We start from the raw sequence: 22,867 nt of genomic DNA on the forward strand, positions 1-22,867 counted from the left end.
ATACTATAATGGTAGTGATATTATGAAAATCGGTAAATTCGGAAAGATAAATAATCTAAGTATAGATACAATCAGACATTATATGGATCTCGGACTAATTATTCCTGAAAAGAAGGGTGGCCACTATTTTTTTGATGCGTATTGTCAAAAAGATGTAGAGCTTATATTAGAGTACAAATGGCTAGGATTTAGCTTGAATGAAATTAAAGAACTTTTTCTTTATAAAAATTTAGCGAAATCTATGAATTACGAAAAAGATACTTTTTACCAATCTTTATTTAAATTGAAATACGAAAAGATTGAACAAGAAATACAAATTTTAGAGGAGAGAAGAGATAAATTAAAAGAAGTGTTAAATGATTTATCTCTAACAAATGAAACTTCGAATTCTATTTTAGGGATAGATTTAAGCGTACTTCATTTACTTATATGTTCTAAGTGTAGCAAAAACTTAATTCTTCAAAATGGAATTATTAAAAGCAATCAAATTACAGAGGGGAAGTTAATTTGTAATTGTGGTGAAGAATACATTATTACTTCAGGGATTATAACAGCTGGTAATTTATTTAAAGCATATGAGCGAACTTCACTTGAAGATTCTATTTCGGATTATATTCATGAAACTGATACTGCATATTTGGAAAATATGCATAGAGAAGGAGAATGGGCGAAAAAGAAACTAATACAATTAGATTTAAATAACAAAATACTACTTGATATAGGATCGGGTCTTGGGTTCTTTTTGCGAAACATTTATGAAGAACTACCCGAAGATTGCTTATATATTGCAGTTGATCGAGATTTGAATAAACTGCTATTTTTAAAAGATGTATTAGAGAGAAGCAATCCGAAAAGAAACATCCTCTTTATCTGTGCTGATTTTTTAAATATACCTATTCAGAATCAATCTGTTGATATTGTAATTGATCAGTCTGGTACTAGTAATTACAGTTTTGAGCATGAAGATTTTTTACTTCACAAATTAAATTCTCTTTTAAAACCTGATTGTTTTTTATTAAGTTTATTTATTTTATTTAAAAATTTTAGCATAAACAGCCAAATTGCAACTAGGTTTCGAGAAAATTTTACACTTTCAAAAGTAACGAAAGAAATCCAAAATCTACAGTTTCAATCCATTGATGAAAGAACTTCAAGTTATTTGGAACGAGGCGGAAAATACGAGGATTTCTTTGTTCAAGGAGAAGAAATTTATACATATTCATTTTTCGGAAAAAGATGGGGGTAATCCCATCTCTACATGATTGTGCGACATAGAAAAGTTGTATATGACACCTAAGATATCAAATAAGGTTTTCATCTCATACCTATGGGATTTTCGTCCGTATTTCTGTAAGAGATTAAACAGCAGTTTTATATACTCATTACGTTTTAATTTATTATTGCTATTTCTTTTGGACTTATAATAGTTATGATAATTAAAGCTTTTGGAAAATAAACATTGAGTGATTAATCAACATTTGTCTATAATCTTTATTGAAAATATTATAATATTTTAAGTGAGCGTTATCTACTTAATATTCAGCACGTTAATGGGAATTACTAATTACGTTTAGGAAAGTTTGGTGAACGAGTTATGTCTAAAGTGGATAGGAGAATAACAAAAAGTCAAAAAGCTATTAAAAAAGCTATTACTGAACTGATGTGTACAAAATCATTTGATGACATTACTATACAGGATATTGCTAATAGCGCAGATGTTAACCGAGGAACCATTTATCTTCATTATATTGATAAATATGATTTGTTGGATAAACTTATTGAGGAACATATTAACGAATTGCGTGGAATCTGTGAGATGCCATCTCAAAGTGCTTCTACAGATGGGATCACTAGCTCATTCGAATATTTTGAAAGCAATTATATATTTTTTTCAGCGATGTTATGCAGCAAAGGAGCCCCATTCTTCCGAAAACGGTTCCTGGAGTTTTTCATTGAAAGTATCAAGGATGCTAGGAGGATAAATACAAATGAGGGGAAAAATAAAGGGGTAAAAGAAGAAGTTATTCTTCAATTTTTGGGGGCTGCTTGCGTACAAGTAGTGGAGTGGTGGTTTATGAACAAAATGCCTTATCCACCACATGTAATGGAGCAACAACTTGAGATATTGATTGAAAGAAATATATAGGTGTTCCTATTACAGTTTTAACCCTACTTATCATTTTGAAAACTATAAAAGGTATACGTAAATGATAAAAATGTACCCTATAGAATAGACATAGAAAAAAGTCCATTCTATAGGGTATTTCTTGGATGATAAGAGAAAAATTAAGAATATAGTAGGTTCAAAATAACAAAAAAACTATTTAGAGGAAAGAAATCCGAATTTTAATAGGATCGTAAATTGAAAAATCCTCTTAAGTGTTATTAGTTACCATACTTCAGTTTGAAAATCTCCTCAATTTCCTCGTCAATTGAGGAATATTTGGGAATCCAATGTAATACATTAGTTGCTTTGGTACTGTTTAAATTTGCATTTATTCCGAACACAAGGGAGGGAGCCTCTCCCCAAAGTACTTTAGCTTCTTCGAACGAAATACTGTTTGTTTGTACAACAAAACCTAGTTTGTCACTGATTGACAGGGCAATGCTTTTCATATTCATGTCGAAACTTGCTGGATGATACAGTTCACCAGCAGGAGAATTCTTCAATGCTAACCAATAGAGCTCTGCTAAATCTTCTACATGAACAAAGGAGATAAGATTTTCCCCCTCATTAATATAAAAGCTAGCTTTTTCTTTCATGGCCGTATCAATTAAAAATGGGAACATAAAGTTTTTTCCCTTACCATAAATGTGAGGAATTCTAATAACAATCGATCTAATTCCAAAGTCTGCTGCCTGTAAAACCATATTTTCTGTTTCTACCCTCTTGGCAACAAAAGAAGGTGGATTAATCGCAGGTATTTTTTCAGACATATGTGGAGCTGCTTCTCCGATTTTTTGTAAGTCCGCAATAACCATTGCACCACTTGAATATATAAAGGTTTTATTTGTTCCTTTCATTGTATCTAGAACTGTTTTGATAGCTTCGTGATCCTCATTAAACGCAGGAGCTCCATCATTAAATGCATTACCTGGTGCAGCTACATGAATCACTGCATCTACTTGTTCTGTAGCTACTTTTAATGTTTCTGGTTTAAAAATATCTCCCTTTATTGGGGAAATGCCCATTCTTTTTATTTTTTTATATGATTCTATAGATCTAGCCAATCCATAAAGTTCAACATTTTGTTTTTTGAAATTTTCTACAATCGTTGAACCTAGGTATCCAGTTGCACCAATAATAAGTACTTTCATACATGTACCTCCTAAATATTCATTATAAAACTTGTTTGTAATATCAGTTAAAGCAAATGAGATCTTGTTAATCAACAACTGTTTATAATTATAATTAATAGGAAACTACATACAATGGTTAAATTAGCTGGATTTGTTGGATATTCAACAAAAGTGTTGAAAGTGTTAATTATTTTAAGGTGTTTTGGTGAACTCATGTATTAAAATGAATTCAGCATCTTAATTAGAAAGTGTTTATAAGAGTGTTGAATAGATAATCAAAAGATTAATAGTCTATGGCTAAATAAAAAAAGTCCGGTTTTATAACCGGACTTTTTATTAAAACAAGCGATTCACTTCCTCTTTTACTTATTAGACGAATTATATAGTAACACCAAAGTTAAATTAAATAGAAGTGTGCATACCATATCTATATTTTTTGTAAATAAAAGTAAAAGAGAGTGTTAATCTATACGTTTAGCACTCACATGGCATTCTCTTGTCAGCGTATGTCTAGTGATAGAAAAGATAGCCAAACCTAAAGATAGAAGAACTAGAAATCCGCCAACCCAGGTCATGTTGGCGACTTTATTTACTTGCTTTAAAGCTATACCTCCGACTGCAGACCCGAGTGAAATTCCGATTTGTAGTACGGAATTATTAAAGCTTTGCTGTATATCTGATGTGTCTGGGGCGGTTTGGATTAACTACCTTTGTTGATTTTATCGTTGTGGGAGTATACCAAAACCTTAAGCTGATGGTCATGGGGTTAACCCATCTTTTTAAATTTTTCTTTTAGAAGTTTTTAATAATAGCATATTGATATTGGGTTGACCCGAGAACTTATACTGTACGTAATACAAAGTTCAGCGGGAGGGAAAAGTTATGGGGAGTTTACGATTACGTTTAGAAAATAAAAAAAGCAATCAAGAACTAAGAAATATTTGTCTCTATTCAATTGCGAAAACAGTATCTATATTTGGTAGCTCTATTTATAGTTTCGCATTAGGGTTATATGTTTTACAAATAACTGGGTCAGCATTCAATTTTGCACTTACGCTCATATTAGGAACTATTCCAATGATTATTATAAATCCATTTGCCGGCGTAATCGCAGATAAGGTTGATAAAAAGAAGCTGGTTGTTTGTATGGATCTACTTAATGGAGGGGTATTAATCGCAGTTTATATATTCAGCAGCAATTATGGATTAAACTTATTCATCATTTATACTACTACCTTTCTTATGACGGTATTTACAACATTTTTTGGAATAGGATTAGAAGCCGCAAAACCAAATATCGTCTCTAAAGAGAGGCTTATGAGTATTAACTCTATAAGTAAAATTATCGATTCTGTATCTTTAATTCTCGGTCCTATGCTAGGTGGCATCGTTTTTGTTTTCTTAGATATAAAAACTTTTATTATTATAAATGGTATTTCATTTATTCTTTCGGGCATATCCATGTTGTTTATTCACTTTAAATTGTTCGAGTGCAACATAAATGAGGAATGTTCACAAACAGGCATTAATTTTATCAAAGATATAAAAGAGGGATTTTCTTACTTAATTGAAAATGAAAGCTTAAAGAATACGTTTAGTATTTTAATATCACTTAATTTCTTCTTAGGCTTTGCAGTAACTGTACCATTGCCATACATTATTAACACGGTTCTCAATCTAAGTTCTAAACAATTTGGGATGATTCAAGGGACTTTTCCAGTAGGGATGATAGTTGGTGCAATACTAGTAAAAAAGATAACTAATCGTTTTTCTTACTCCTATCTTTTAAAAAAGTTAAGTTTTATGTTGGCAGTTTTTATGATTATTTCAGGAATTCCAGTTTTATTCAAAAGTTTTGAAGTAAATGGTTTTGCATACGTTATTACGTATTGTGTTGTTATGTTCTTTTTAGGGATAATTATAGTTCTAATTGATATACCATTAGCTTGTTTCATGCAAAAAGAGATTCCAAATGAATATAGAGGGAGAGTACTCAGCATTGGATTAAGTATAGGTAAAATGATGCTCCCTATAGCAATGGCACTATCAGGTATATTATTAAACTATATTCCAGCCTATACTATTCCAATTATAGGAGGAATCTTTTATCTAATATTGAATAAGGTTTCTTCAAATCGTTTAATATTAGAAGTTCATTCGAAAGATTATAGTGTTTAGTAGCTTCTTAAATTGTTTATTTACTAGAGGAGTATATTTTAGTATGGGAAGAAACGAATGCAGCAATTCTTGAAGGTGAGTTTTTGGTAATGAGTTTACACAAGAAAACTATAAAAGAAGTGTAAAGTTAACCTTTAAATTCATTTTGAAAAATGGAGAAGATTTCATTAGTACAAAAAGGGGTACCACCAACATTTTGATATAAAACCCACACTAATACATTTTATAGAATTTAAAAAACAGCCTTCCTTACGTTAAAGGAAAGCTGTTTTTTAAATTGAACTCAAAATCCCATAAAAAAGAATAATGTGTAGGTTACAATATAAATGTACAAATTTTCAAAAAAATCTTTTGTTTAAATTATAAAATATGAACTATACAGAGGTGTTGAGGAATGGATTACTTTGAAAGTATACAAAAATCAATTGAATTCATTGAAAAGAACTTACTGATATTACCGATGTCTTAAATTCAATATCTCCAAATGAAAATGAAGATTTACATACCCATTGAGGAATAATTTTAAGGAGAGAATAACATGAATTTAGAAATGATTTTTGGAGATTTCCCAATATTGGAGTCTGCTAATCTAGTATTAAGAAAAATTGAAGAGGAACACTTACAAGAAGTATATATGATCTATGACAACGAAAATGTATTTGAATATTGCGGGATCATTCCTAAACATAATATACAAACGGTAAAGAAGATGATTGGTCATTTTGATAGGGATTACCATAAAAAAAGTAGAGTTAAGTGGGGAATCTTTCAGAAAAAGCAAAGTAATACATTGTTGGGAATTATAGAAGCTATGGATTTTAATCAAAAAGTGAACATGGTATCTATTGGTTACTTTTTAGCAGAGGACAATTGGGGAAAGGGCATTGCAACTGAATCCGTTCGTATGCTATTAAATTTTTTATTTGATGAAGTGAATGTAAATAGAATTCAAGCAGAAGTCATGCCCGCAAACGAAGCTTCAACTAAGGTTCTCTTAAAAAACGGTTTTATAAAGGAAGGATTGTTAAGACAAGCCACATTATGGTCTGGTAAGGGAGTTGTCGATTTAGAAATATTCGGTATCCTCAAAGAAGAATACATGAATATTTAAAATTTCTAACCAGTTCTCTTTTGAACGGGGTTATATGTTTGATAAATAAGAAAAACAATTAAGTTCATATCCCAAAAATGTACGTTTTAGAGGATAATCATTACTTGAGAGGGTAATTTCGTGGATAAGATTTTTGGATATACCCGTTGTTCATAAATTACCAAAAGCGCAGGCGTATCATCCTGCGCTTTTCTATCGTAATTCAGCTGTTTTTCTAATAACAATCTTATCAATATCATCCTCTTCATCACCAATAAATAATCCGCGTTCTTTTAAATACGTTTCAAAGTATAAATCGGCTTCAGCGCGTTCATCGTATGGTTTTACAGATAGAACGAAACCTAATTTATTTTGTTCTTCTAAATGAGAGGTAGAGATGTATGCTGGTACATTGTGGCGTAAAAAGAGTTCCTTAACAGGAATAATCATATCTTTCATTAATTTTGATAACATGCTCATTTCAAAATCAAAATTAAAACGATCTATACTAGATAAATCGGCGAATACTACACCGATAAAGCCTGTATTAAATACTTCTTGATATTCAATATCTTCGTCACCGTAAAAATTCTTTTCAATCAAATAATTTATAAAGTAAGCAACGCCATCATTTTGTTCAAACGGTTTTGTTGAAAGAACAAATCCGATTTTCTTTTGTTTATGTAAATATACACATGACATATGTGCTGAAATATTATGTTCTTTAAATAAAGCACTCATTGCTCCAGATAGACCATCTAATACGTGATGAACAATTTGAAGTTTTTTACGAGCGAAATAATAGGATTTCTTTTGTAACTCCAATGTATCAATAAAGACAGAGCCGATAAAGCCTGTATTTGAAATAATAGGTGTTTGCTTTTTTCTTCCTCTGCGCTTTGCTTGAGCCATTGTAAAAATCATCCCTTCATGTACAATTAAAATAAAAAAGAACGTTTGTTCGTATATTTATATTTTACTATTAAAACGCTCTAAAGTAAAGGTTTTTTGATGGAAAAAACAACAAAAAAGACACCTATAAAAGGTGTCTTAAACGCTGTAGGGAAGAGGGTTTATCCCAACTATTTATATTATGATACAGAAACAATCTCTTCTGTATCTTCTACATCTAAATGACAGTCCATAGTACGAACATCTTGATCTTCATGACTTCCGAAATAAATAGTAATTTTCATATGTATCGCTCCTTTATTCTAGGAATACCTAAAATAATTACTAGTAATGTTAATATTTATTATATACCACTTTTTTCATTCCGACAATGTTATATCATTTTTAATTCTTCTCATGCTACATCGTGTGATATTAAGCGGTTAGAAAGGGAGGAGTATAGATTAAGTGAAATTTTTTATATGTTATATTTAATATAGATATTATTTAATTACTATTTTCTAAAGGAGAATAATTGATGAATTATCAAAATTTACTCATAGAAAATTTTATATACAAAATTACATATGTTGCCCATCATGTGCAAGGGATGAATGTAAAAGAAACAAAGAATTATATTGCCGTTGACTGCTGTTTACCTGCAGATACATTCAATATTATCACTTTACTAAACAACAACTTATCGGAAGAAGTCAATCAATTATATACTGCGTTAGAACACTTTAATCAAAAGAGCTTTCCAATGAGTGTTTGGTTCTGGAATGAAGAGCAAGAGCAAAACGTTAAAAGCGAATTAATAAAGCTCGGCTTAAAAGAAGCAGAAAATAATATTGCAATGGTTGCAGATTTAAAAATAATACATCCAATAATAGACGTACCAGCAGATTTTATAATTCAAAAAGCGTCTACACCAGAACAAATACAACAATTTGGTGAAACGTTAGCAGCTTTATTCGGTACATCAGCAGAAGGTACTCACGTTCAAGCATACTATAATCAAATTGCCTCTTTAGATTTATGGAATAGTGATGCCATGAAACTATACTTAGGTCTTTATAAAGGCAAGGTAGTATCTGTTGGCTCTTTAGTATGTACGGAAGATAGCGTCGGTATTTATGATATAGCGACTAAAGAAGATATGAGAGGAAAAGGATTTGGCTCTACTATGTTCAATTTCCTGCTTCAAGAAGCAAAACAACTAAAAGATACTTACTGCGTATTACAAGCTTCACCTGATGGAATAAATATTTATAAAAAATCTGGATTTCAAGCTGTAGGACAAATGACTGTTTTTGAAAATCGGCATTTAATTGATTAATTCACTCGAGTCAAATCGCTTTAAATATAGGAGTAAACATACCGTTATGAAGAAAATATCTATAATTACAATCATCTGTTTCTTTATAGTAATAAGCATTTTTGTTTTTCAACAAGAAAATGAACATAAATATACAAAAGCTATTAATCAATCAAACCATATTAAAAACATCGCGCATAGAGGGGCTTCTGCATATGCACCGGAACATACATTAGAAGCGTATCAATTAGGACAGCAATTAAAAGGTGACTATATAGAAATAGATCTCCAAATGACAAAAGACGGACATTTAGTAGCTATGCATGATAAAACATTAAACCGCACAACAAACGGTACTGGTTTTGTAAAAGATCATACATTAGATGAAATAAAACAACTGAATGCAGGTTCTTTTTTCAATAAAAAGTATCCAAAGTTAGCAAAGAAAGAATTTGAAAATGCTAAAGTTCTAACACTAGAAGAAATTATTGAAACGTTTGGACATAATGCTAATTATTATATCGAAACAAAATCACCAGATGAATATCCGGGAATGGAAGAAAAGTTATTAGAAATTATAAATCAATATCAAATAAGTGATAAAGTTATTATTCAATCATTTAGTGAAGAAAGTCTACGAAAGATTCATAGTTTAAATGCCAATATACCATTAGTACAATTATTATCATTTAAAAAAGCAGTTCAATTAACAGATTTAGAAATAAAAAACTATAAAACATACTGCATTGGCCTAGGCATGAACTACAAATATATTGATGCAGTTTATGTAAAAAAAATAAAGAAACATGGATTAGAAGTTCATCCATTTACAGTAGATAATGAAAAAGATATGGAAAAGTTACTAAAATGGGGTGTAGACGGGATATTTACTAATTATCCGGATCGTTTGCATTCAATTTCGTCTAAAAAAAATCATAAATAAAAAGAATCCAAGTATTATTGGATTCTTTTTATTTTCTCTTCCTGGTCATCCCTATAAAAATAAATTAGAAAGTAATTAAACTGTAATTAATTTTACCTTTGTTTTTTATACCTTTTTGATACACTAGATACAAGAGGAATGCCAATTAGTGTAGGTAAGAACCAAAACCATATTGGTGGAAGTAAATTTATAACAGGAATATACATCCCTATGTTTACTAAAAGTGCGGTAACTGCACCGATATAAGAGCCTAGCATACCTCTAATATGATGCCCTAGCCAATTTTTCCATCTCTTTTTTCTTGCAAGATATCCGTAAATCGCAAATGCATAGGAGATAATTGCTACATAAAATAAATATGCGATTTTATCCCAATTTAATATGGACAATATAATTGCAGTAATGGTTATAACAACATAGGATGCATGATATATTTCGCCCCATTCTGTATGTTTTCCTTTCTTTTTTTGAGCAAGCATCGCTACGATACCAGTGATTAAGCATATTGCTCCAAATAATATGTGTATGATCAAAATCATGTTGAAAATGCTCATAAAAATTTCTCCTTTTTTATTTTTATAGTATTGCAGTATAGGAGAAAAGTTGAAAAATATTGTTAGTTCGGCTTAATATATTGAAATATAGGTACTCCTAGAACAAAATAAAACGATTAAATTTTTTCTCAAATTTAGTGAGACGAGTATTACGTTAAATGAAGGAGAGACTTCTATGTTTACATCTATCACATATTTACAATCTGGGAATGATAAGCAACAAAAAGTTTACGAAGTTATTAATAAACTAAACATAATGGAGGATTTAGCTTTATATAGCCCTGTACTTTGCGGGACAATCCCTATTAGAATTGATACCCTTCATTCTGACTTAGACATTGTAATGGAAGTACATAATTATGATTTTTTTGAACAGGAAATCAGATCATTGTATGGCTCATACGAAGGATTTGAAATGAAAAAGAAAAATATTAAAAATATCTTAACAATAAAGGTGAATTTTCAATTTGAAGGTTTTGAATTTGAATTATTTGCTCAACCGCAGCCAGTTCGTAACCAAAATGCATATAAACATATGATAGTGGAGCACATGCTATTAATGCAGCACCCAAACATTAGAGAAGAAGTAATTGAATTAAAAGAACAAGGCGTAAAAACAGAACCGGCTTTTGCGCAAGTATTAAAAATTGATGGTGATCCCTATAAAGAACTTATTTTATTAGGACAGGAAATGAGATTGTGGTAAAAAAGGTACACAAAAAATCCTCTTTATATAAAAGAGGATTTTTTATTATGCCATTAACTTACGAATCAAATTACTTAATATAATAATACCTTGAGTAATTTGTTCAGGAGAAGCATATCCATAAGACAAACGTATAAACTGATCTGATTCTTCCTCATAAATACGTCCAGGGTTAAAAAGAACACCCTTTGATTGAGCCTCTGAAAATAGTTTTTTCATCGAAATGTTAGGAACAATCTTTAGCCATATAAATAATCCACCATTAGGAATATCCCACGTGGCAATATCTGCACAATACTTATTTAAAGCTTGTATCATTATTTGTCTTCGCTCTTTTAGGTGAATTCTTACGTTCGCTACATGCTCCGAATAAAAACCTTTACTTAACCATTCCGCAGCAACTCTTTGAGATAAAGAACTTGATCCATAGTCAGTTTGCATTTTTATATCTGACAATCTATCAATAACAGGCTCTGGTCCAATAATCCAACCAATTCTAAGTCCCGGGCTAAGTGTTTTAGATAGACTACCGATATATAATACATGTCCATGTTTATCCATTGACTTCAAAGGAGGCGGAGGTAGTTCATCAATCCATAACTCACGATAAATATCATCTTCAATGATAGGCAATTGTTCTTTTTCGCAAATTTTTAGTATTTCTTTTCGTCGCTCTTCGGACATTAATACACCCGTCGGATTTTGAAAACAAGGAATCGAATATAAAATATTTTTCTTTTGACTATAATTAATTCTTCTTAACAAATCATTAGGGATAATTCCACGATGATCCATCTGTATTCCAGAAAGGTGAATATTAGCCGATTGAAATACATGAAGCGAATATAAGTAAGAAGGTTGTTCAAGTAACACAGTTGATTCTCTATGCAAGAGACCGATTGATATTAATTGTAATGCCTGTAATGCACCAGAGACTATTAATATAGAATTTGGAGATGTATTTATTCCAAATGATTTTACATAATTACTTATCGCTTCACGTAAAGGGAAATATCCTTTTTGTTCCTCGTATCCGAAATAATCTAGCTCCTCACATACGTTTCGCATAATGCATTGCATAGTTTCTAACGGGAAAAGATGAGGTGCAAGTTCTCCTTTACTAAGATGAATGAATTTTTTATTTGCTTCTGCTTCATTAATTTCTCGAACCATTAACTTACTTGGTTTATGAATACCGGCTTTCACGTATTCACTCCAATCAGGCGGGGGATTAGTCGCCAATAATGACCATGTATTATTCATTACAATTGTTCCCGCTCCAATTTTCCCTTGAATTAAACCATCTGCCATAAGTTCTTCTAGTGCAGTTATTATAGTACTACGATTTACATGAAATAATTTTGCTAACTGCCGCTGACTAGGAATCTTACTTCCAATTGGCCATTCTCCGTTTTCAATTTTTTCTGTCATATAGTCTATTATTTGTCGATATTTTGGCAATTTTTTATCGGTAGACATATTAAAAAACTCCCTCATTCATTTTAAAAATGCAAAGTGGTTGGTTTTTTCGAGGAATAACTGGTTGAAGACATTGTATCAACTATTAAATATGATGAAAAGAAATAATTGGTAATTAGAAAATGGCTGGTTTATTGGAGAGGGAGAGAAAATATGCATAATAAAAAATGGGATTTTCGTATTGTATGTGCTCACGCTTTTACGATTCTTATATGGGGAACTGCTTTTCCAGGGATTCGAATGGGGCTTGAAGCTTACACGCCTGAGCACCTCACTTTGCTAAGATTATTAATCGCTTCTTTGATTCTTCTACTGTTTTCGTTTATATACAAATTACGTTTACCTGACTTAAAAGATATTCCAGTAATTTTTATATTTGGCGCTCTAGGATTCACTATTTATCATATTGCACTGAACTACGGTGAACAGAATGTGAATGCTGGACCTGCTAGTTTAATTGTATCAGTAACACCTATATTAACGGCAATTCTTGCTTCTGTTTTTATGAATGAAAAAATGAAATTAAATGGTTGGATTGGTGGTGTAATTAGTCTAGTAGGAATTGCTTTTTTATCATTAAGTCAAGGAGATTCCATTCAATTGAATAGCGGGGTATTACTTATATTATTAGCGGCATTTTCAGAAAGTCTATTTTTCGTTTTCCAAAAGTCGTATTTAAAAAAGTACGGTTTCTTACCATTTACGATATATACAATTTGGTCTGGTACTGTATGTATGCTTATTTTTTTACCAGGGATTTATCAAGAAATCGTAGCAGCTCCTATAGAAACTACTTTGAGTGTTATATATTTAGGTGTGTTCCCGACAGTGCTACCGTATATTGCATTAGCATATATTACATCCCATGCGGGCGCTTCTGAGGCAACAAGTTCTCTATATTTAACACCAGTAACTGCATGTTTTATTGCTTGGATATGGTTAGGAGAGTTGCCAACCTTTGTTTCGATAATCGGAGGGATAATTACTATACTTGGAGTTGTGATTGCTCATTTAACATTTAAAAAAGAGAATTATATGCAAATTGAGAGTGAAAAATTATAGTAATACAGTTCAGTGAGTATTTGCAATTTGAAACCAACAATATTGAATTAAAATGGGGCTTTTAATATAGATATAGCGGAAAATATCTATATTAAAATGCGCTAGTCTAGCAATTGTACGAAATTTAATTATACTGTTAGATTATTACCAGAGTAAGAACTAGCATAATGCTAGTTCTTTTTTATCAATACACTACTTACCATTAATATTTGCTTAGAACTGTATAGATTTAAATTATTTCTACATATACATAATTATCTTACCTATGAAAGGAGAACGTTTCTTGAAGAAAGTTTTATTTTTCGGAGACCCAGGTATTGATGATTCTTTTGCAATTATGTATGGTTTGCTACATCCTGAAATTGAAATTGTCGGTATCGTAACTGGATATGGAAATGTTGAACATATACATGCCGCTCATAATGCCGCGTATATTTTACAGTTAGCAAACAGACAAGATATTCCTGTCATTAGCGGTGCAACTAGTCCACTTACAAATGGAATTACAACGTATTATCCTGAAATTCATGGACCAGAAGGATTAGGTCCCATTCATGTACCGGCAAGCGTGTTATCTATTCCGATATACAATTTTGGTAGTATTGCAGCAATTCTCGTAAAGTATGGCAAAGATTTAACGATTGTCGATGTAGGAAGATCTACCTCATTAGCGATTGCTTTTAATTTATGGCACGACATGATGTTAAATGTAAACGGAATTTATTTTATGGGTGGTGTCTTTTTAGAAGCAGGAAATGTTACTCCATTAGCAGAGGCAAATGTGTACGGAGATCCTGTAGCAAGTAAAATTGTACTTCAGCAAGCGAAAAATTTAACGTTATTCCCTTTAAATGTAACAAATAAAACAGTTTTAACTCCAAATGTATTTACTTATATTTTAGCTAATACAAAAAATCCATTTAAATCGATCATGAAACCCATGTACGATTATTATTTATCAGCATACCAAAAGCTCAATCCATCTATTGAAGGGCCATTATTACATGATGTACTTGCTATAAGCGGTTTGGTGAATCCTACGTTTTTAAAATATACATCCCGAAAAGTAACTGTGGATATATGCGGCGAAACGAAGGGACAAACATTTGCTGATTTTCGCCCACATTCTAAATCTGAAGGGGCTCGTATAGCGTTACAATTAGATGAGGAAAAATTCATTCAGGATTTTATGAAAATCATGTTATAAGGCGATGTCGAAAAAGGGATTTATTTCACTCCGTTGAATATAAAAGATACATTCTCTATACAAAGGAGCTTAAAATATTGAACGTCCAATTAAAAGTTGTTACGAGAGAAAATTGGGAAGAGGCATTAAACTTACAAGTTAAAGAAAATCAAACAAAATTTGTACCGGCAGTTGCAGTATCACTTGCTAAAGTATACATAAAGCCAGATGGTGAAAACGTTGAATATATTCCTTTCGCTATATATGATCGTGATCTTATAGTTGGTTTTATTATGCACGCTTTTGTACGGGAGACAACAGACATGTATTGGATAAACGGATTTATCATTGATAAAAAGCAGCAAGGAAATGGATATGGTAAAGCAGCGTTAAAGGAAATTATTAATTTAATAAAAAATAGATTTAAAGAGTGTAAAGAAATTAGATTAACTGTACATAAGGATAATATTTCTGCAAAAAAACTATATGAACGTTACGGTTTTCAACCATTAGGAAAGATTTATGATGGTGAGCAAGTATATCGTTTATTTGTATAACTTTAATAAGGTAAAGGTGTGAACTGATACATGCAATTTACTGAGGTTAAAATCGAAGTGTTTATTCCTGAAGAATACGTTGTATTATTACGAGATGAATTAAATAAAGTTGGTGCTTGTAGAACTGGACATTATGACAATTGTCTTTCTTATAGTTCAGTTAAAGGATACTGGAGACCATTGGCAGAGGCAACACCTTTTAATGGCGAAATTGATCAAATATGTGAAGGTCAAGAATGTAAAGTTGAAATAAAGTGTAAACGAGAACTTGTAAAAGATGCTCTCGAAGTTATAAATGAAATTCATCCTTATGAGACGCCTATGATTTACATTATCCCAATTTTAAATGCCTATTTTAATCAGGTATAAAGTAAATAACTAGGAGGAATATCAATTGAACAGTAAATTCCATCACATTGTACGAGCTGTTATGATTAAAGATGAAAAATTTCTAGTTGCTGAATACATAGGACATCACTATTTTTTACCTGGCGGTCATGTTGAAGTTGGTGAATCAGCAGAGAACGCACTAATAAGAGAGTTACGAGAAGAACTTGGAGTAAGTTGCAGTATAAAACAATTTTTAGGAGTCATTGAAAACCAATGGCAAGACAGAGAAACACTTCATCATGAAATTAACCACGTTTTTGAAATAGATTCACAAGAGTTACATTGTAATTTAGCACCAATATCTAAAGAATCACATCTAGCATTTCATTGGATTGATTTTAATAATGAGAGTATTAATTCTTATAAAATAATGCCGTCGCCTTTAGTTAAAGAATTACTTGAAAGAAGATTAAGTGATGAACTACTAAATTGTTGGATTAGTAACCTTTAAGTCGCTCTATTTATAGTAAATACGTCCACCGAAAAGATATAAAGAAAATAGGCTCAAAAACAAGGTACATCACCTAATGTAAAGTCATATTTTGTTGATGTACGCATTTAGTCTATAGCCTTATTTCTACTTTATTTTAAAAAGTAAATATACTTAAAAATTTGGACGGAATTTATATTTATAAATGGAGGTTTTCGTAATGAATGAGTTTCAACAAGAACTACAATCATTAAACCTAAATGAGTATCAACCTGGTAATGTAGTGTACTGGGATCAACAACAAAGTCAGTATCCTTACTACTACATTCAAGATGATGCACGGCGTTGTGGCGGATGCGGCGGGCGTTGTGGTGGTTGTGGTGGACGCTGTGGTGGTTGTGGTGGACGTTGTGTAGGCTGTGTTGGTTGTGTTGGTTGTTTCGGCTGCTCTAATTGCTGGAGCTGGTGGATTATTTAAGTAACATAAATTAATAGTAAATTTCATGAAAGAAAAGTGTAGATACCCGATTATATAGTATTGACGCTTTTCTTTCATACTGTCATTTTTATACGTTGTAGGGAGATGTTCATTTGTACACATTTGAGAAGTTAATTTCATGGGTAGAAAACATTAAAGAGACAAACCAAAGTTCTGCGGCAGCACTTTGTATTATAAAAAATAATAAAATTGTACTAGAGCATTATAGCGGAAATCATTCAAACACACCAAATAGTAAAAAGATAACAGCAACTTCACAGTTCAATGTTGCTTCCGCTAGAAAAAGTTATTTAGGACTAATGGTAGCATATGCGCTTTATGAGGGGAAAATAAAATCTCTAGATGACGAAGCAGTAATTTATTTTAAAGACTATGATCCTTCGTTACTCGGTAAAACAACAATAAGACATTTAGTAACCCATTCGCACGGATTAAATGAAACTGATGATGGGACAATTTATCGTGAATTTGAACCTGGACAAGCTTGGGCGTATAGAGATATTAATGTAAGAATGATTACACGTCTTATTTATCAGCTTTATAATAAAAGTTTTCCTGAACTGTTAAAGGAGCGTGTATTTAAACCAGCTAACTTCAAAGAAACAGGATGGAGAAGACAGCAAGATGATAATTTAGTTAATGTTGTTGTAAATCCAAACGATGACGCGATATGTACTATTGGCACAGTAGATGATGGTACGGAAAAAAATCTTTTTGTCTCTGCTAGAGAATTTGCTTATTGGGGAAATCTTCATTTAAATCAAGGTGTCATAACTGGTAAACAAATTGTGCCAGAAGAAGTTATAAAAATTGCTACGAGTTTACAGAGTCCAGCCTATATAAATAAAGAACTGCCACAAAACGGGCTATTTTGGTTCGTTCAAAATGAGCCTGCATTGCATAGCGAACTTGGTGAACGAGTTCCTAAAGGGACTTATCAAATATTAGGAATTACAGGACCAACAATTTTAGTGATTCCAGAATATAATGTTGTCGTCGCAAAAATGTACAACAAAAGATATAACTACGGCGGGGATAATTATTTATATTATTTACGTGAATTTAGTAATTTAGTCGCTGATACATTTAGCAGCAATAAAAATAATACGATGAGGGCATAACTACTCCTATAAAGTAAAGGAGTGAGGTTTAATGAAGAAAGAAGTGCGTAAAAATAAGAAGCAAAATATAAAAGATGTAAATACGGAACAAAACGCGATTTATAGTGATCCGAAAGATGCAGCTAATATGCAAACTGTACCGCAACCGAAAGACTTCGAGGAAATTGAATATTAATTTTCTCTCCGACTTTTTTATGAAAGAAAAATACGTCTTAAGTCTCATCACATTTAGACAATTATTTGATAACATATGTACATAAGCATTTGAAAATGTCTTATCTTAACAAAGCTTTCTTTAAATATTTCTGTATATAACCTGCAAAAAGGCACTTCTTATATGAAGTGTCTTTTTGTGTATACTAACTTAATTTCCATTTTCCGTACAGTATCTTGCAATTTATCATGGATATACTAACTGTGAAAATTCATGTCATGAAAAAAAGAAGGGGACAGTTAGTATGAAACAAACATCTATAAATCCGTTGCTAATTGTTCTAGGTACAATCATTGTACAAATTGGCCTCGGAACGATTTATACATGGAGTTTATTTAATCAACCCCTTGTAAGTAAGTTTGGATGGAATCTTAATGCCGTCGCAATAACTTTTTCTATTACGAGTTTTTCTTTATCTTTTTCAACTTTATTTGCAGGTAAGCTACAGAAGAAGTTCGGACTCCGTAAACTTATCGCTACTGCAGGAATTTTTTTAGGAATCGGTTTAATACTTAGTTCACAAGTTTCTTCATTACCTTTACTTTATTTACTAGCCGGTGTTGTCGTTGGATATGCTGATGGAACCGCATATATTACATCACTATCTAATTTAATTAAATGGTTTCCAAACCGTAAAGGGCTTATATCTGGTATATCTGTTTCAGCATACGGAATGGGGAGCTTAATCTTTAAATATGTAAACGGAAAGCTAATCGATAGCCTTGGTGTATCACAAGCATTTTTATATTGGGGCATTATCGTTTTACTTTTAGTGTTAATTGGATCGTTCTTCTTACGTGAGGCAAATATTAGTAATACTGTAACTGAATCATTACAGAACGATTATACTACACGTGAAATGATGCGAACTAAGCAAGTATATCTCTTATTTATTATGTTGTTCACATCATGTATGGGTGGTTTATATTTAATTGGTATGGTAAAAGACATTGGAGTACAACTCGTTGGTCTTAGTGCAGCAACCGCTGCTAATGCGGTCGCAATGATTGCCATCTTTAATACAGTGGGGAGAATTATTCTCGGAACGTTATCGGATAAAATAGGCCGATTAAAAATCGTTTCTGCGACATTTGTGATTATTGGATTGTCCGTCTTTACTTTAAGTTTTATTCCATTGAATTACGGTATTTATTTTGCATGTGTAGCAAGTGTTGCTTTTTGCTTTGGTGGTAACATCACTATATTCCCAGCCATTGTCGGGGATTTCTTCGGATTAAAAAACCATAGTACTAATTATGGGGTTGTTTACCAAGGGTTCGGATTTGGTGCACTTGCAGGATCATTTATCGGCGCATTACTTGGAGGATTTCAGCCAACCTTTATTACAATCGGTGTTTTAAGTATTATATCTTTCGTTATTTCTATTTTAATCCGTCCACCAAATACAGAAAAGAAGAAGGAAATAAAACAGTTAAATCGGAAAATAGCTTAATACTAAAAAAAGTCCTTATACTAGGGCTTTTTTTCATTACAAAATAATGTATAAACAATGGATGTCATTCAAAAAATCTAATTTTGTCTCTTTACTTACTACATAACCTAATATTAAAGAAGACAGGACAATCCGATTATTAAATTGAATAAATAACATAAAGGAGCGTGATAGTTAAAATGAAAATAGTAAAGCAATGGATACAAGAAGATAGTGATTACATAAGAGAAAAAGTAATTGAATATAACCAAAAACATCTTTCAAATGAAGAAAAAACACCCTCTGAAAAGATTAGTTTTATAGTGAAAAATGAAAAAGAAGAAATAGTAGGAGGGATAACGGCAATCATATTTTGGCACCATGTACATGTTGACTTCCTATGGGTTTCTGAAGAATATAGACACGAAGGTTACGGGAGCAAATTAATGAATCTTATTGAAGAAGTTGCAATTGAAAAAGAATGTCGGCTGATAAACTTAGATACTTTTAGTTTCCAAGCCCCCAATTTTTATAAAAAGCATGGTTATACAGTGATTGGAATGAGTGAAGATCACCCTAAAGGGCATAATCATTACTATTTAGAAAAAAGGTTATAAATGAATCATTTAAGAGTGTATTTTGATGAATCTTTTTCAAAATATGCTCTTTTTTTCTGTGTTTATGAACGGGATATCGTTTCATATTCATTATTTACTCATATTACTTTTTATGAATCAAAACAAATTAATGGTAGAATGTAATAAAGACAGAAAATTCTTATTGTTGAAGGGGACTACATATGAAAAAAGTAAATGTAACATACGCACTTTTATATGATGAAACTCATGAAAAACTTTTAATGGTTAAAAACAAAGGGAAAAATGGTTCTTATTACACATTACCAGGTGGCGCAGTTAAATCCTGGGAAACGTTAGAAGAGGCTGCTATTCGTGAAGTGAAAGAAGAAACAGGATTAGACATATCCATAAAAGGGATTTGTTTCATTAGCGAAGCCCTTTTTGAGGAGAGAGGACATCATGCAATCTTCTTTAATTTTTTAGGGGAAATAATCGGAGGAGAAATATGTATATCGCGGCCAAAAGAAATTGAAGAGATTATATGGATGGAATTACATACAGCAGAACCTTATTTACGTATACCAGAACAATTAAAAGGAATTTTGCAAGGGAAAGAAACAGTACCTTATATTTTTAATGGAACTATAATTCATCAATCTTCATAAAGATATTATTTCATTTAAGGCGGGGGAAAAATGGAGTTTATTGTTAAACACAAACAATTTACACAAGCTCTTTCAGAAGTGAGTAAAGCTATCTCGACAAAAACTTTAATTCCTATATTATCAGGAATTAAAATAACAGCAAATCAATCTGGAATAACTTTAATCGCAAGCAATTCGAATATTTTCATTGAAAAATTTATACCTAGTTCAATTGAAGACGAACAAATTGCAACTATCTTTAAAGCAGGAAGTATTGTTGTACCGGCTAAATATTTCATTGAAATTATAAAGAAAATGCCAAGTGATATTTTAATAAAAAGCATGAATGAGCAAATAATTACCATTCAATCTGATGAAATTACATTAAACTTAAATGGATTCTTAGCGAATGAGTTTCCTAATGTACCATATATAGACGAACATGCAAAAATACAAGTAGAGACAGAAAAATTAATCGAAGTATTTAAACAAACTTCCTTTGCAGCTGCTAAAAATGAATCCAGACCAGTTCTTACTGGCGTACATATCGTATTTGATCACAATAAATTAGTTTGCGCTGCGACTGATTCACATAGACTGGCTTTACGTGAAATACTAATTTCATCTCATGCGAAAGCAAATTGCATTATACCAAGTTCAACTATTAGTGAACTTCTAAAATTAATGAACAACAATTCAAATTTTGTATACATATATCTTTCAGAGAGTCACATTATTTTTAAATTCGGTACAATTACGTTGTATTCAAGACTAATTGAAGGAAAATACCCTAATATATCTAGCCTAATACCACATGAATTTCAAACAGTAATTAACATAGACAGAAAAAAGATTTTACAAGGTGTAGATCGATCTAGTTTATTAGCAAGTGAATGGGCGAATAACAACGTAAATTTAGAAATCATCGATGAATCCACAATAAAAATCTCTTCTAACGCTTCTCAGGTCGGTAAAATATCAGAAACACAACAAATTGATACCATTCACGGACAAAAGCAATTAAATATATCTTTCGATGGACGCTTTATGGTTGATGCTTTAAAAGCAATGAAAGAAGATATAGTTACTTTAAGCTTTGGTGGTTCTATGAGACCGATATTAATTGAAGCAGGAGAACAATCTGCAGCTGTACATCTTATATCACCAGTTAGAGCTTATTAGGAAAAAAGGGAGGAATAAATAACTTCTAAATACAATTCAATCATAAACAAAGTATCAATTGTAATCTGTAATATATAGCAAAATAATTACTACCTAAATATAAAAAACATAGTGCATTTAAAGAGTTACTAAGGAGAAATTTTATATAAGGATGAATGTGATGAAGAAATTAATTGTTTTACTCATAGGTATAGTTCTAATTATTTTTGCTTTTTATCATTACTACAATAAAGAAAGTTTGGCTAAAAATGATAAGTTGTATGTAGAAGACTTTAAAGGAAACAATGATTCAAACAAAATACAATCTGCTATTAATAAAGCAGAGTCTAGTAAAATTAAAACAGTATTGCTCGATGATAAAAAGTATAAAATCACGTCACCAATTATTGTTAAAAAAGGGGTGAAATTATTATTCGGTTATGGAACACAATTTGTTGTTGAGGGAAACTTTAGGGTTCTAGAACTAGAAAAAAATGCTTCTATTGAAGGAGCTTATATAGCTATCGATGATCCTAAATTTAATTCTGAAGTTATATATTTAGACGGAAAGAATAAGTATTATAACACTTGGCACAAAACACAAATAAAAGATATAAATATTATAAATTGGACTGAAACAAATAAAGGTACAGGAATTTCTTTATATTCCGGTGGAAAAGAAAATGAAATTTCGTTTATTAACTTCGAAAACATTAAAGTTGTAGGAATGGAAATTGGGATAAAATTAGTAGCAAAAAAACCGAATTCTGGACATGCTTGGATAAATGCCAATCGTTTTATGAACTTTTCTCTAGAGGATTGTGTAAATATGATTTATATGGATAGTCATGTAACTACACCAAATGAGATAAGTGGGAATCAATTTACAAACCTTCAAATACAGCCTTCAAATAAAACAAAAAGTATTGTAAGAGTAAGCGGACAGCATAACGAGTTTAATGGAATGGTATGGGATTTAAATAAAATAAATCACGAAAACGAACTCATCGAACTGACTGATAAGAGCATGGATACAGTTATTAATATTACCTCTGTACCGACAAGTAGAGTTTTAGATAGCGGGAAAGCAAATATAGTGAAATAGTTTAACTTTTAAAAAAACAAATGGAGAGA

24 protein-coding genes and 1 pseudogene are annotated in these 22,867 nt (G+C 31.4%); 20 read left to right on the plus strand and 5 right to left on the minus strand.

The window, feature by feature from the left end; genetic code table 11:
* Positions 1-22: 22 nt before the first annotated feature.
* Entirely contained in the window at positions 23-1,246 is a 1,224-nt protein-coding gene (locus MR109_RS15220; RefSeq protein ID WP_242272769.1) for a methyltransferase domain-containing protein, read from the plus strand.
* A 348-nt stretch (positions 1,247-1,594) separates the two neighbouring features.
* Positions 1,595-2,146, plus strand: a complete 552-nt coding sequence (locus MR109_RS15225; protein ID WP_025149089.1) for a TetR/AcrR family transcriptional regulator — start codon at positions 1,595-1,597, stop codon at positions 2,144-2,146.
* A 239-nt stretch (positions 2,147-2,385) separates the two neighbouring features.
* Here MR109_RS15225 and MR109_RS15230 read toward each other — a convergent pair whose 3' ends face one another.
* Positions 2,386-3,318 (minus strand): NAD-dependent epimerase/dehydratase family protein, encoded by a 933-nt coding sequence (locus tag MR109_RS15230; protein WP_242272771.1) that lies wholly within the window; start codon positions 3,316-3,318, stop codon positions 2,386-2,388.
* Between the two features lie 443 nt (positions 3,319-3,761).
* Positions 3,762-4,004, minus strand: a pseudogene (locus MR109_RS15235) (MFS transporter); the annotation flags it as partial.
* A 178-nt stretch (positions 4,005-4,182) separates the two neighbouring features.
* On the opposite strand from MR109_RS15235, the gene MR109_RS15240 reads away from it, so the two are divergent.
* Both MR109_RS15240 and MR109_RS15245 read left to right on the plus strand, forming a co-directional pair.
* Positions 4,183-5,478 carry an MFS transporter gene (locus MR109_RS15240; protein WP_242272772.1) on the plus strand — a complete coding sequence of 432 codons (1,296 nt, stop codon included), beginning with the start codon at positions 4,183-4,185 and terminating at the stop codon, positions 5,476-5,478.
* Between the two features lie 538 nt (positions 5,479-6,016).
* Positions 6,017-6,589 carry a GNAT family N-acetyltransferase gene (locus MR109_RS15245; RefSeq protein WP_242272773.1) on the plus strand — a complete coding sequence of 191 codons (573 nt, stop codon included), beginning with the start codon at positions 6,017-6,019 and terminating at the stop codon, positions 6,587-6,589.
* Positions 6,590-6,781: 192 nt separating this feature from the next.
* On the opposite strand, the gene MR109_RS15250 is transcribed toward MR109_RS15245, so the two are convergent.
* Positions 6,782-7,480: a hypothetical protein gene (locus tag MR109_RS15250; RefSeq protein WP_048373765.1), complete on the minus strand. Its 699-nt coding sequence runs from the start codon at positions 7,478-7,480 to the stop codon at positions 6,782-6,784.
* A gap of 517 nt (positions 7,481-7,997) precedes the next feature.
* Here MR109_RS15250 and MR109_RS15255 point away from each other — a divergent pair.
* Together MR109_RS15255 and MR109_RS15260 are read left to right on the plus strand one after the other, a co-directional pair.
* A complete protein-coding gene (locus tag MR109_RS15255; protein WP_242272877.1) occupies positions 7,998-8,798 on the plus strand; it encodes a GNAT family N-acetyltransferase in 801 nt (266 codons plus the stop codon).
* 46 nt (positions 8,799-8,844) lie between these two features.
* On the plus strand, positions 8,845-9,720 hold the full coding sequence (locus tag MR109_RS15260) for a glycerophosphodiester phosphodiesterase (protein ID WP_242272774.1): 876 nt from the start codon (positions 8,845-8,847) through the stop codon (positions 9,718-9,720).
* 92 nt (positions 9,721-9,812) lie between these two features.
* On the opposite strand, the gene MR109_RS15265 is transcribed toward MR109_RS15260, so the two are convergent.
* Positions 9,813-10,274, minus strand: a complete 462-nt coding sequence (locus MR109_RS15265; RefSeq protein ID WP_002172153.1) for a DUF2306 domain-containing protein — start codon at positions 10,272-10,274, stop codon at positions 9,813-9,815.
* A 175-nt stretch (positions 10,275-10,449) separates the two neighbouring features.
* Here MR109_RS15265 and MR109_RS15270 point away from each other — a divergent pair, with 175 nt between their 5' ends.
* Positions 10,450-10,980, plus strand: coding sequence for a DUF4269 domain-containing protein (locus MR109_RS15270; RefSeq protein ID WP_242272775.1), 531 nt, complete (start codon positions 10,450-10,452; stop codon positions 10,978-10,980).
* 45 nt (positions 10,981-11,025) lie between these two features.
* On the opposite strand, the gene pdxR is transcribed toward MR109_RS15270, so the two are convergent.
* Positions 11,026-12,459 carry a MocR-like pyridoxine biosynthesis transcription factor PdxR gene (gene pdxR, locus MR109_RS15275; protein WP_242272776.1) on the minus strand — a complete coding sequence of 478 codons (1,434 nt, stop codon included), beginning with the start codon at positions 12,457-12,459 and terminating at the stop codon, positions 11,026-11,028.
* Between the two features lie 153 nt (positions 12,460-12,612).
* Here pdxR and MR109_RS15280 point away from each other — a divergent pair, with 153 nt between their 5' ends.
* From MR109_RS15280 to MR109_RS15340, 13 genes are all read left to right on the plus strand, one after another.
* Positions 12,613-13,521, plus strand: a complete 909-nt coding sequence (locus MR109_RS15280; protein WP_048373772.1) for a DMT family transporter — start codon at positions 12,613-12,615, stop codon at positions 13,519-13,521.
* 283 nt (positions 13,522-13,804) lie between these two features.
* Positions 13,805-14,728: a nucleoside hydrolase gene (locus tag MR109_RS15285; RefSeq protein WP_242272777.1), complete on the plus strand. Its 924-nt coding sequence runs from the start codon at positions 13,805-13,807 to the stop codon at positions 14,726-14,728.
* 77 nt (positions 14,729-14,805) lie between these two features.
* Complete coding sequence (locus MR109_RS15290; RefSeq protein ID WP_071719458.1) at positions 14,806-15,264, plus strand: GNAT family N-acetyltransferase; 459 nt, start codon at positions 14,806-14,808, stop codon at positions 15,262-15,264.
* A 30-nt stretch (positions 15,265-15,294) separates the two neighbouring features.
* Entirely contained in the window at positions 15,295-15,633 is a 339-nt protein-coding gene (gene cutA / locus MR109_RS15295; RefSeq protein WP_071719459.1) for a divalent cation tolerance protein CutA, read from the plus strand.
* Between the two features lie 25 nt (positions 15,634-15,658).
* Positions 15,659-16,105, plus strand: coding sequence for an NUDIX domain-containing protein (locus MR109_RS15300; protein WP_178939842.1), 447 nt, complete (start codon positions 15,659-15,661; stop codon positions 16,103-16,105).
* Between the two features lie 199 nt (positions 16,106-16,304).
* The gene (locus MR109_RS15305) at positions 16,305-16,562 is read left to right on the plus strand and encodes a heterocycloanthracin/sonorensin family bacteriocin (protein WP_048373782.1); all 258 of its coding nucleotides are present in this window, start codon (positions 16,305-16,307) and stop codon (positions 16,560-16,562) included.
* Positions 16,563-16,675: 113 nt separating this feature from the next.
* On the plus strand, positions 16,676-17,704 hold the full coding sequence (locus MR109_RS15310) for a serine hydrolase domain-containing protein (RefSeq protein WP_242272780.1): 1,029 nt from the start codon (positions 16,676-16,678) through the stop codon (positions 17,702-17,704).
* 31 nt (positions 17,705-17,735) lie between these two features.
* Positions 17,736-17,879 (plus strand): hypothetical protein, encoded by a 144-nt coding sequence (locus MR109_RS15315; RefSeq protein ID WP_025149072.1) that lies wholly within the window; start codon positions 17,736-17,738, stop codon positions 17,877-17,879.
* A 283-nt stretch (positions 17,880-18,162) separates the two neighbouring features.
* Entirely contained in the window at positions 18,163-19,371 is a 1,209-nt protein-coding gene (locus MR109_RS15320) for an L-lactate MFS transporter (RefSeq protein ID WP_048373787.1), read from the plus strand.
* Positions 19,372-19,550: 179 nt separating this feature from the next.
* Positions 19,551-19,967 carry a GNAT family N-acetyltransferase gene (locus MR109_RS15325; protein WP_242272782.1) on the plus strand — a complete coding sequence of 139 codons (417 nt, stop codon included), beginning with the start codon at positions 19,551-19,553 and terminating at the stop codon, positions 19,965-19,967.
* A 182-nt stretch (positions 19,968-20,149) separates the two neighbouring features.
* The gene (locus tag MR109_RS15330) at positions 20,150-20,593 is read left to right on the plus strand and encodes an NUDIX hydrolase (protein ID WP_242272784.1); all 444 of its coding nucleotides are present in this window, start codon (positions 20,150-20,152) and stop codon (positions 20,591-20,593) included.
* 30 nt (positions 20,594-20,623) lie between these two features.
* Positions 20,624-21,754 (plus strand): DNA polymerase III subunit beta, encoded by a 1,131-nt coding sequence (gene dnaN / locus MR109_RS15335; RefSeq protein ID WP_242272785.1) that lies wholly within the window; start codon positions 20,624-20,626, stop codon positions 21,752-21,754.
* A 160-nt stretch (positions 21,755-21,914) separates the two neighbouring features.
* Positions 21,915-22,838 (plus strand): hypothetical protein, encoded by a 924-nt coding sequence (locus MR109_RS15340; protein WP_178939849.1) that lies wholly within the window; start codon positions 21,915-21,917, stop codon positions 22,836-22,838.
* The last annotated feature ends 29 nt before the right edge of the window (positions 22,839-22,867 follow it).

This window comes from Bacillus cereus group sp. BfR-BA-01310 (assembly GCF_022664325.1).
Lineage (GTDB): Bacteria > Bacillota > Bacilli > Bacillales > Bacillaceae_G > Bacillus_A > Bacillus_A paramycoides.

Coding starts and splice junctions, on each gene's coding strand:
- MR109_RS15220 (WP_242272769.1), top strand. CDS start 23: ATGAAAATCGGTAAATTCGGAAAGATAAATAATCTAAGTATAGATACA.
- MR109_RS15225 (WP_025149089.1), top strand. CDS start 1,595: ATGTCTAAAGTGGATAGGAGAATAACAAAAAGTCAAAAAGCTATTAAA.
- MR109_RS15230 (WP_242272771.1), bottom strand. CDS start 3,318: ATGAAAGTACTTATTATTGGTGCAACTGGATACCTAGGTTCAACGATT.
- MR109_RS15240 (WP_242272772.1), top strand. CDS start 4,183: ATGGGGAGTTTACGATTACGTTTAGAAAATAAAAAAAGCAATCAAGAA.
- MR109_RS15245 (WP_242272773.1), top strand. CDS start 6,017: ATGAATTTAGAAATGATTTTTGGAGATTTCCCAATATTGGAGTCTGCT.
- MR109_RS15250 (WP_048373765.1), bottom strand. CDS start 7,480: ATGGCTCAAGCAAAGCGCAGAGGAAGAAAAAAGCAAACACCTATTATT.
- MR109_RS15255 (WP_242272877.1), top strand. CDS start 7,998: ATGAATTATCAAAATTTACTCATAGAAAATTTTATATACAAAATTACA.
- MR109_RS15260 (WP_242272774.1), top strand. CDS start 8,845: ATGAAGAAAATATCTATAATTACAATCATCTGTTTCTTTATAGTAATA.
- MR109_RS15265 (WP_002172153.1), bottom strand. CDS start 10,274: ATGAGCATTTTCAACATGATTTTGATCATACACATATTATTTGGAGCA.
- MR109_RS15270 (WP_242272775.1), top strand. CDS start 10,450: ATGTTTACATCTATCACATATTTACAATCTGGGAATGATAAGCAACAA.
- pdxR (WP_242272776.1), bottom strand. CDS start 12,459: ATGTCTACCGATAAAAAATTGCCAAAATATCGACAAATAATAGACTAT.
- MR109_RS15280 (WP_048373772.1), top strand. CDS start 12,613: ATGCATAATAAAAAATGGGATTTTCGTATTGTATGTGCTCACGCTTTT.
- cutA (WP_071719459.1), top strand. CDS start 15,295: ATGCAATTTACTGAGGTTAAAATCGAAGTGTTTATTCCTGAAGAATAC.
- MR109_RS15305 (WP_048373782.1), top strand. CDS start 16,305: ATGAATGAGTTTCAACAAGAACTACAATCATTAAACCTAAATGAGTAT.
- MR109_RS15315 (WP_025149072.1), top strand. CDS start 17,736: ATGAAGAAAGAAGTGCGTAAAAATAAGAAGCAAAATATAAAAGATGTA.
- MR109_RS15320 (WP_048373787.1), top strand. CDS start 18,163: ATGAAACAAACATCTATAAATCCGTTGCTAATTGTTCTAGGTACAATC.
- MR109_RS15325 (WP_242272782.1), top strand. CDS start 19,551: ATGAAAATAGTAAAGCAATGGATACAAGAAGATAGTGATTACATAAGA.
- MR109_RS15330 (WP_242272784.1), top strand. CDS start 20,150: ATGAAAAAAGTAAATGTAACATACGCACTTTTATATGATGAAACTCAT.
- dnaN (WP_242272785.1), top strand. CDS start 20,624: ATGGAGTTTATTGTTAAACACAAACAATTTACACAAGCTCTTTCAGAA.
- MR109_RS15340 (WP_178939849.1), top strand. CDS start 21,915: ATGAAGAAATTAATTGTTTTACTCATAGGTATAGTTCTAATTATTTTT.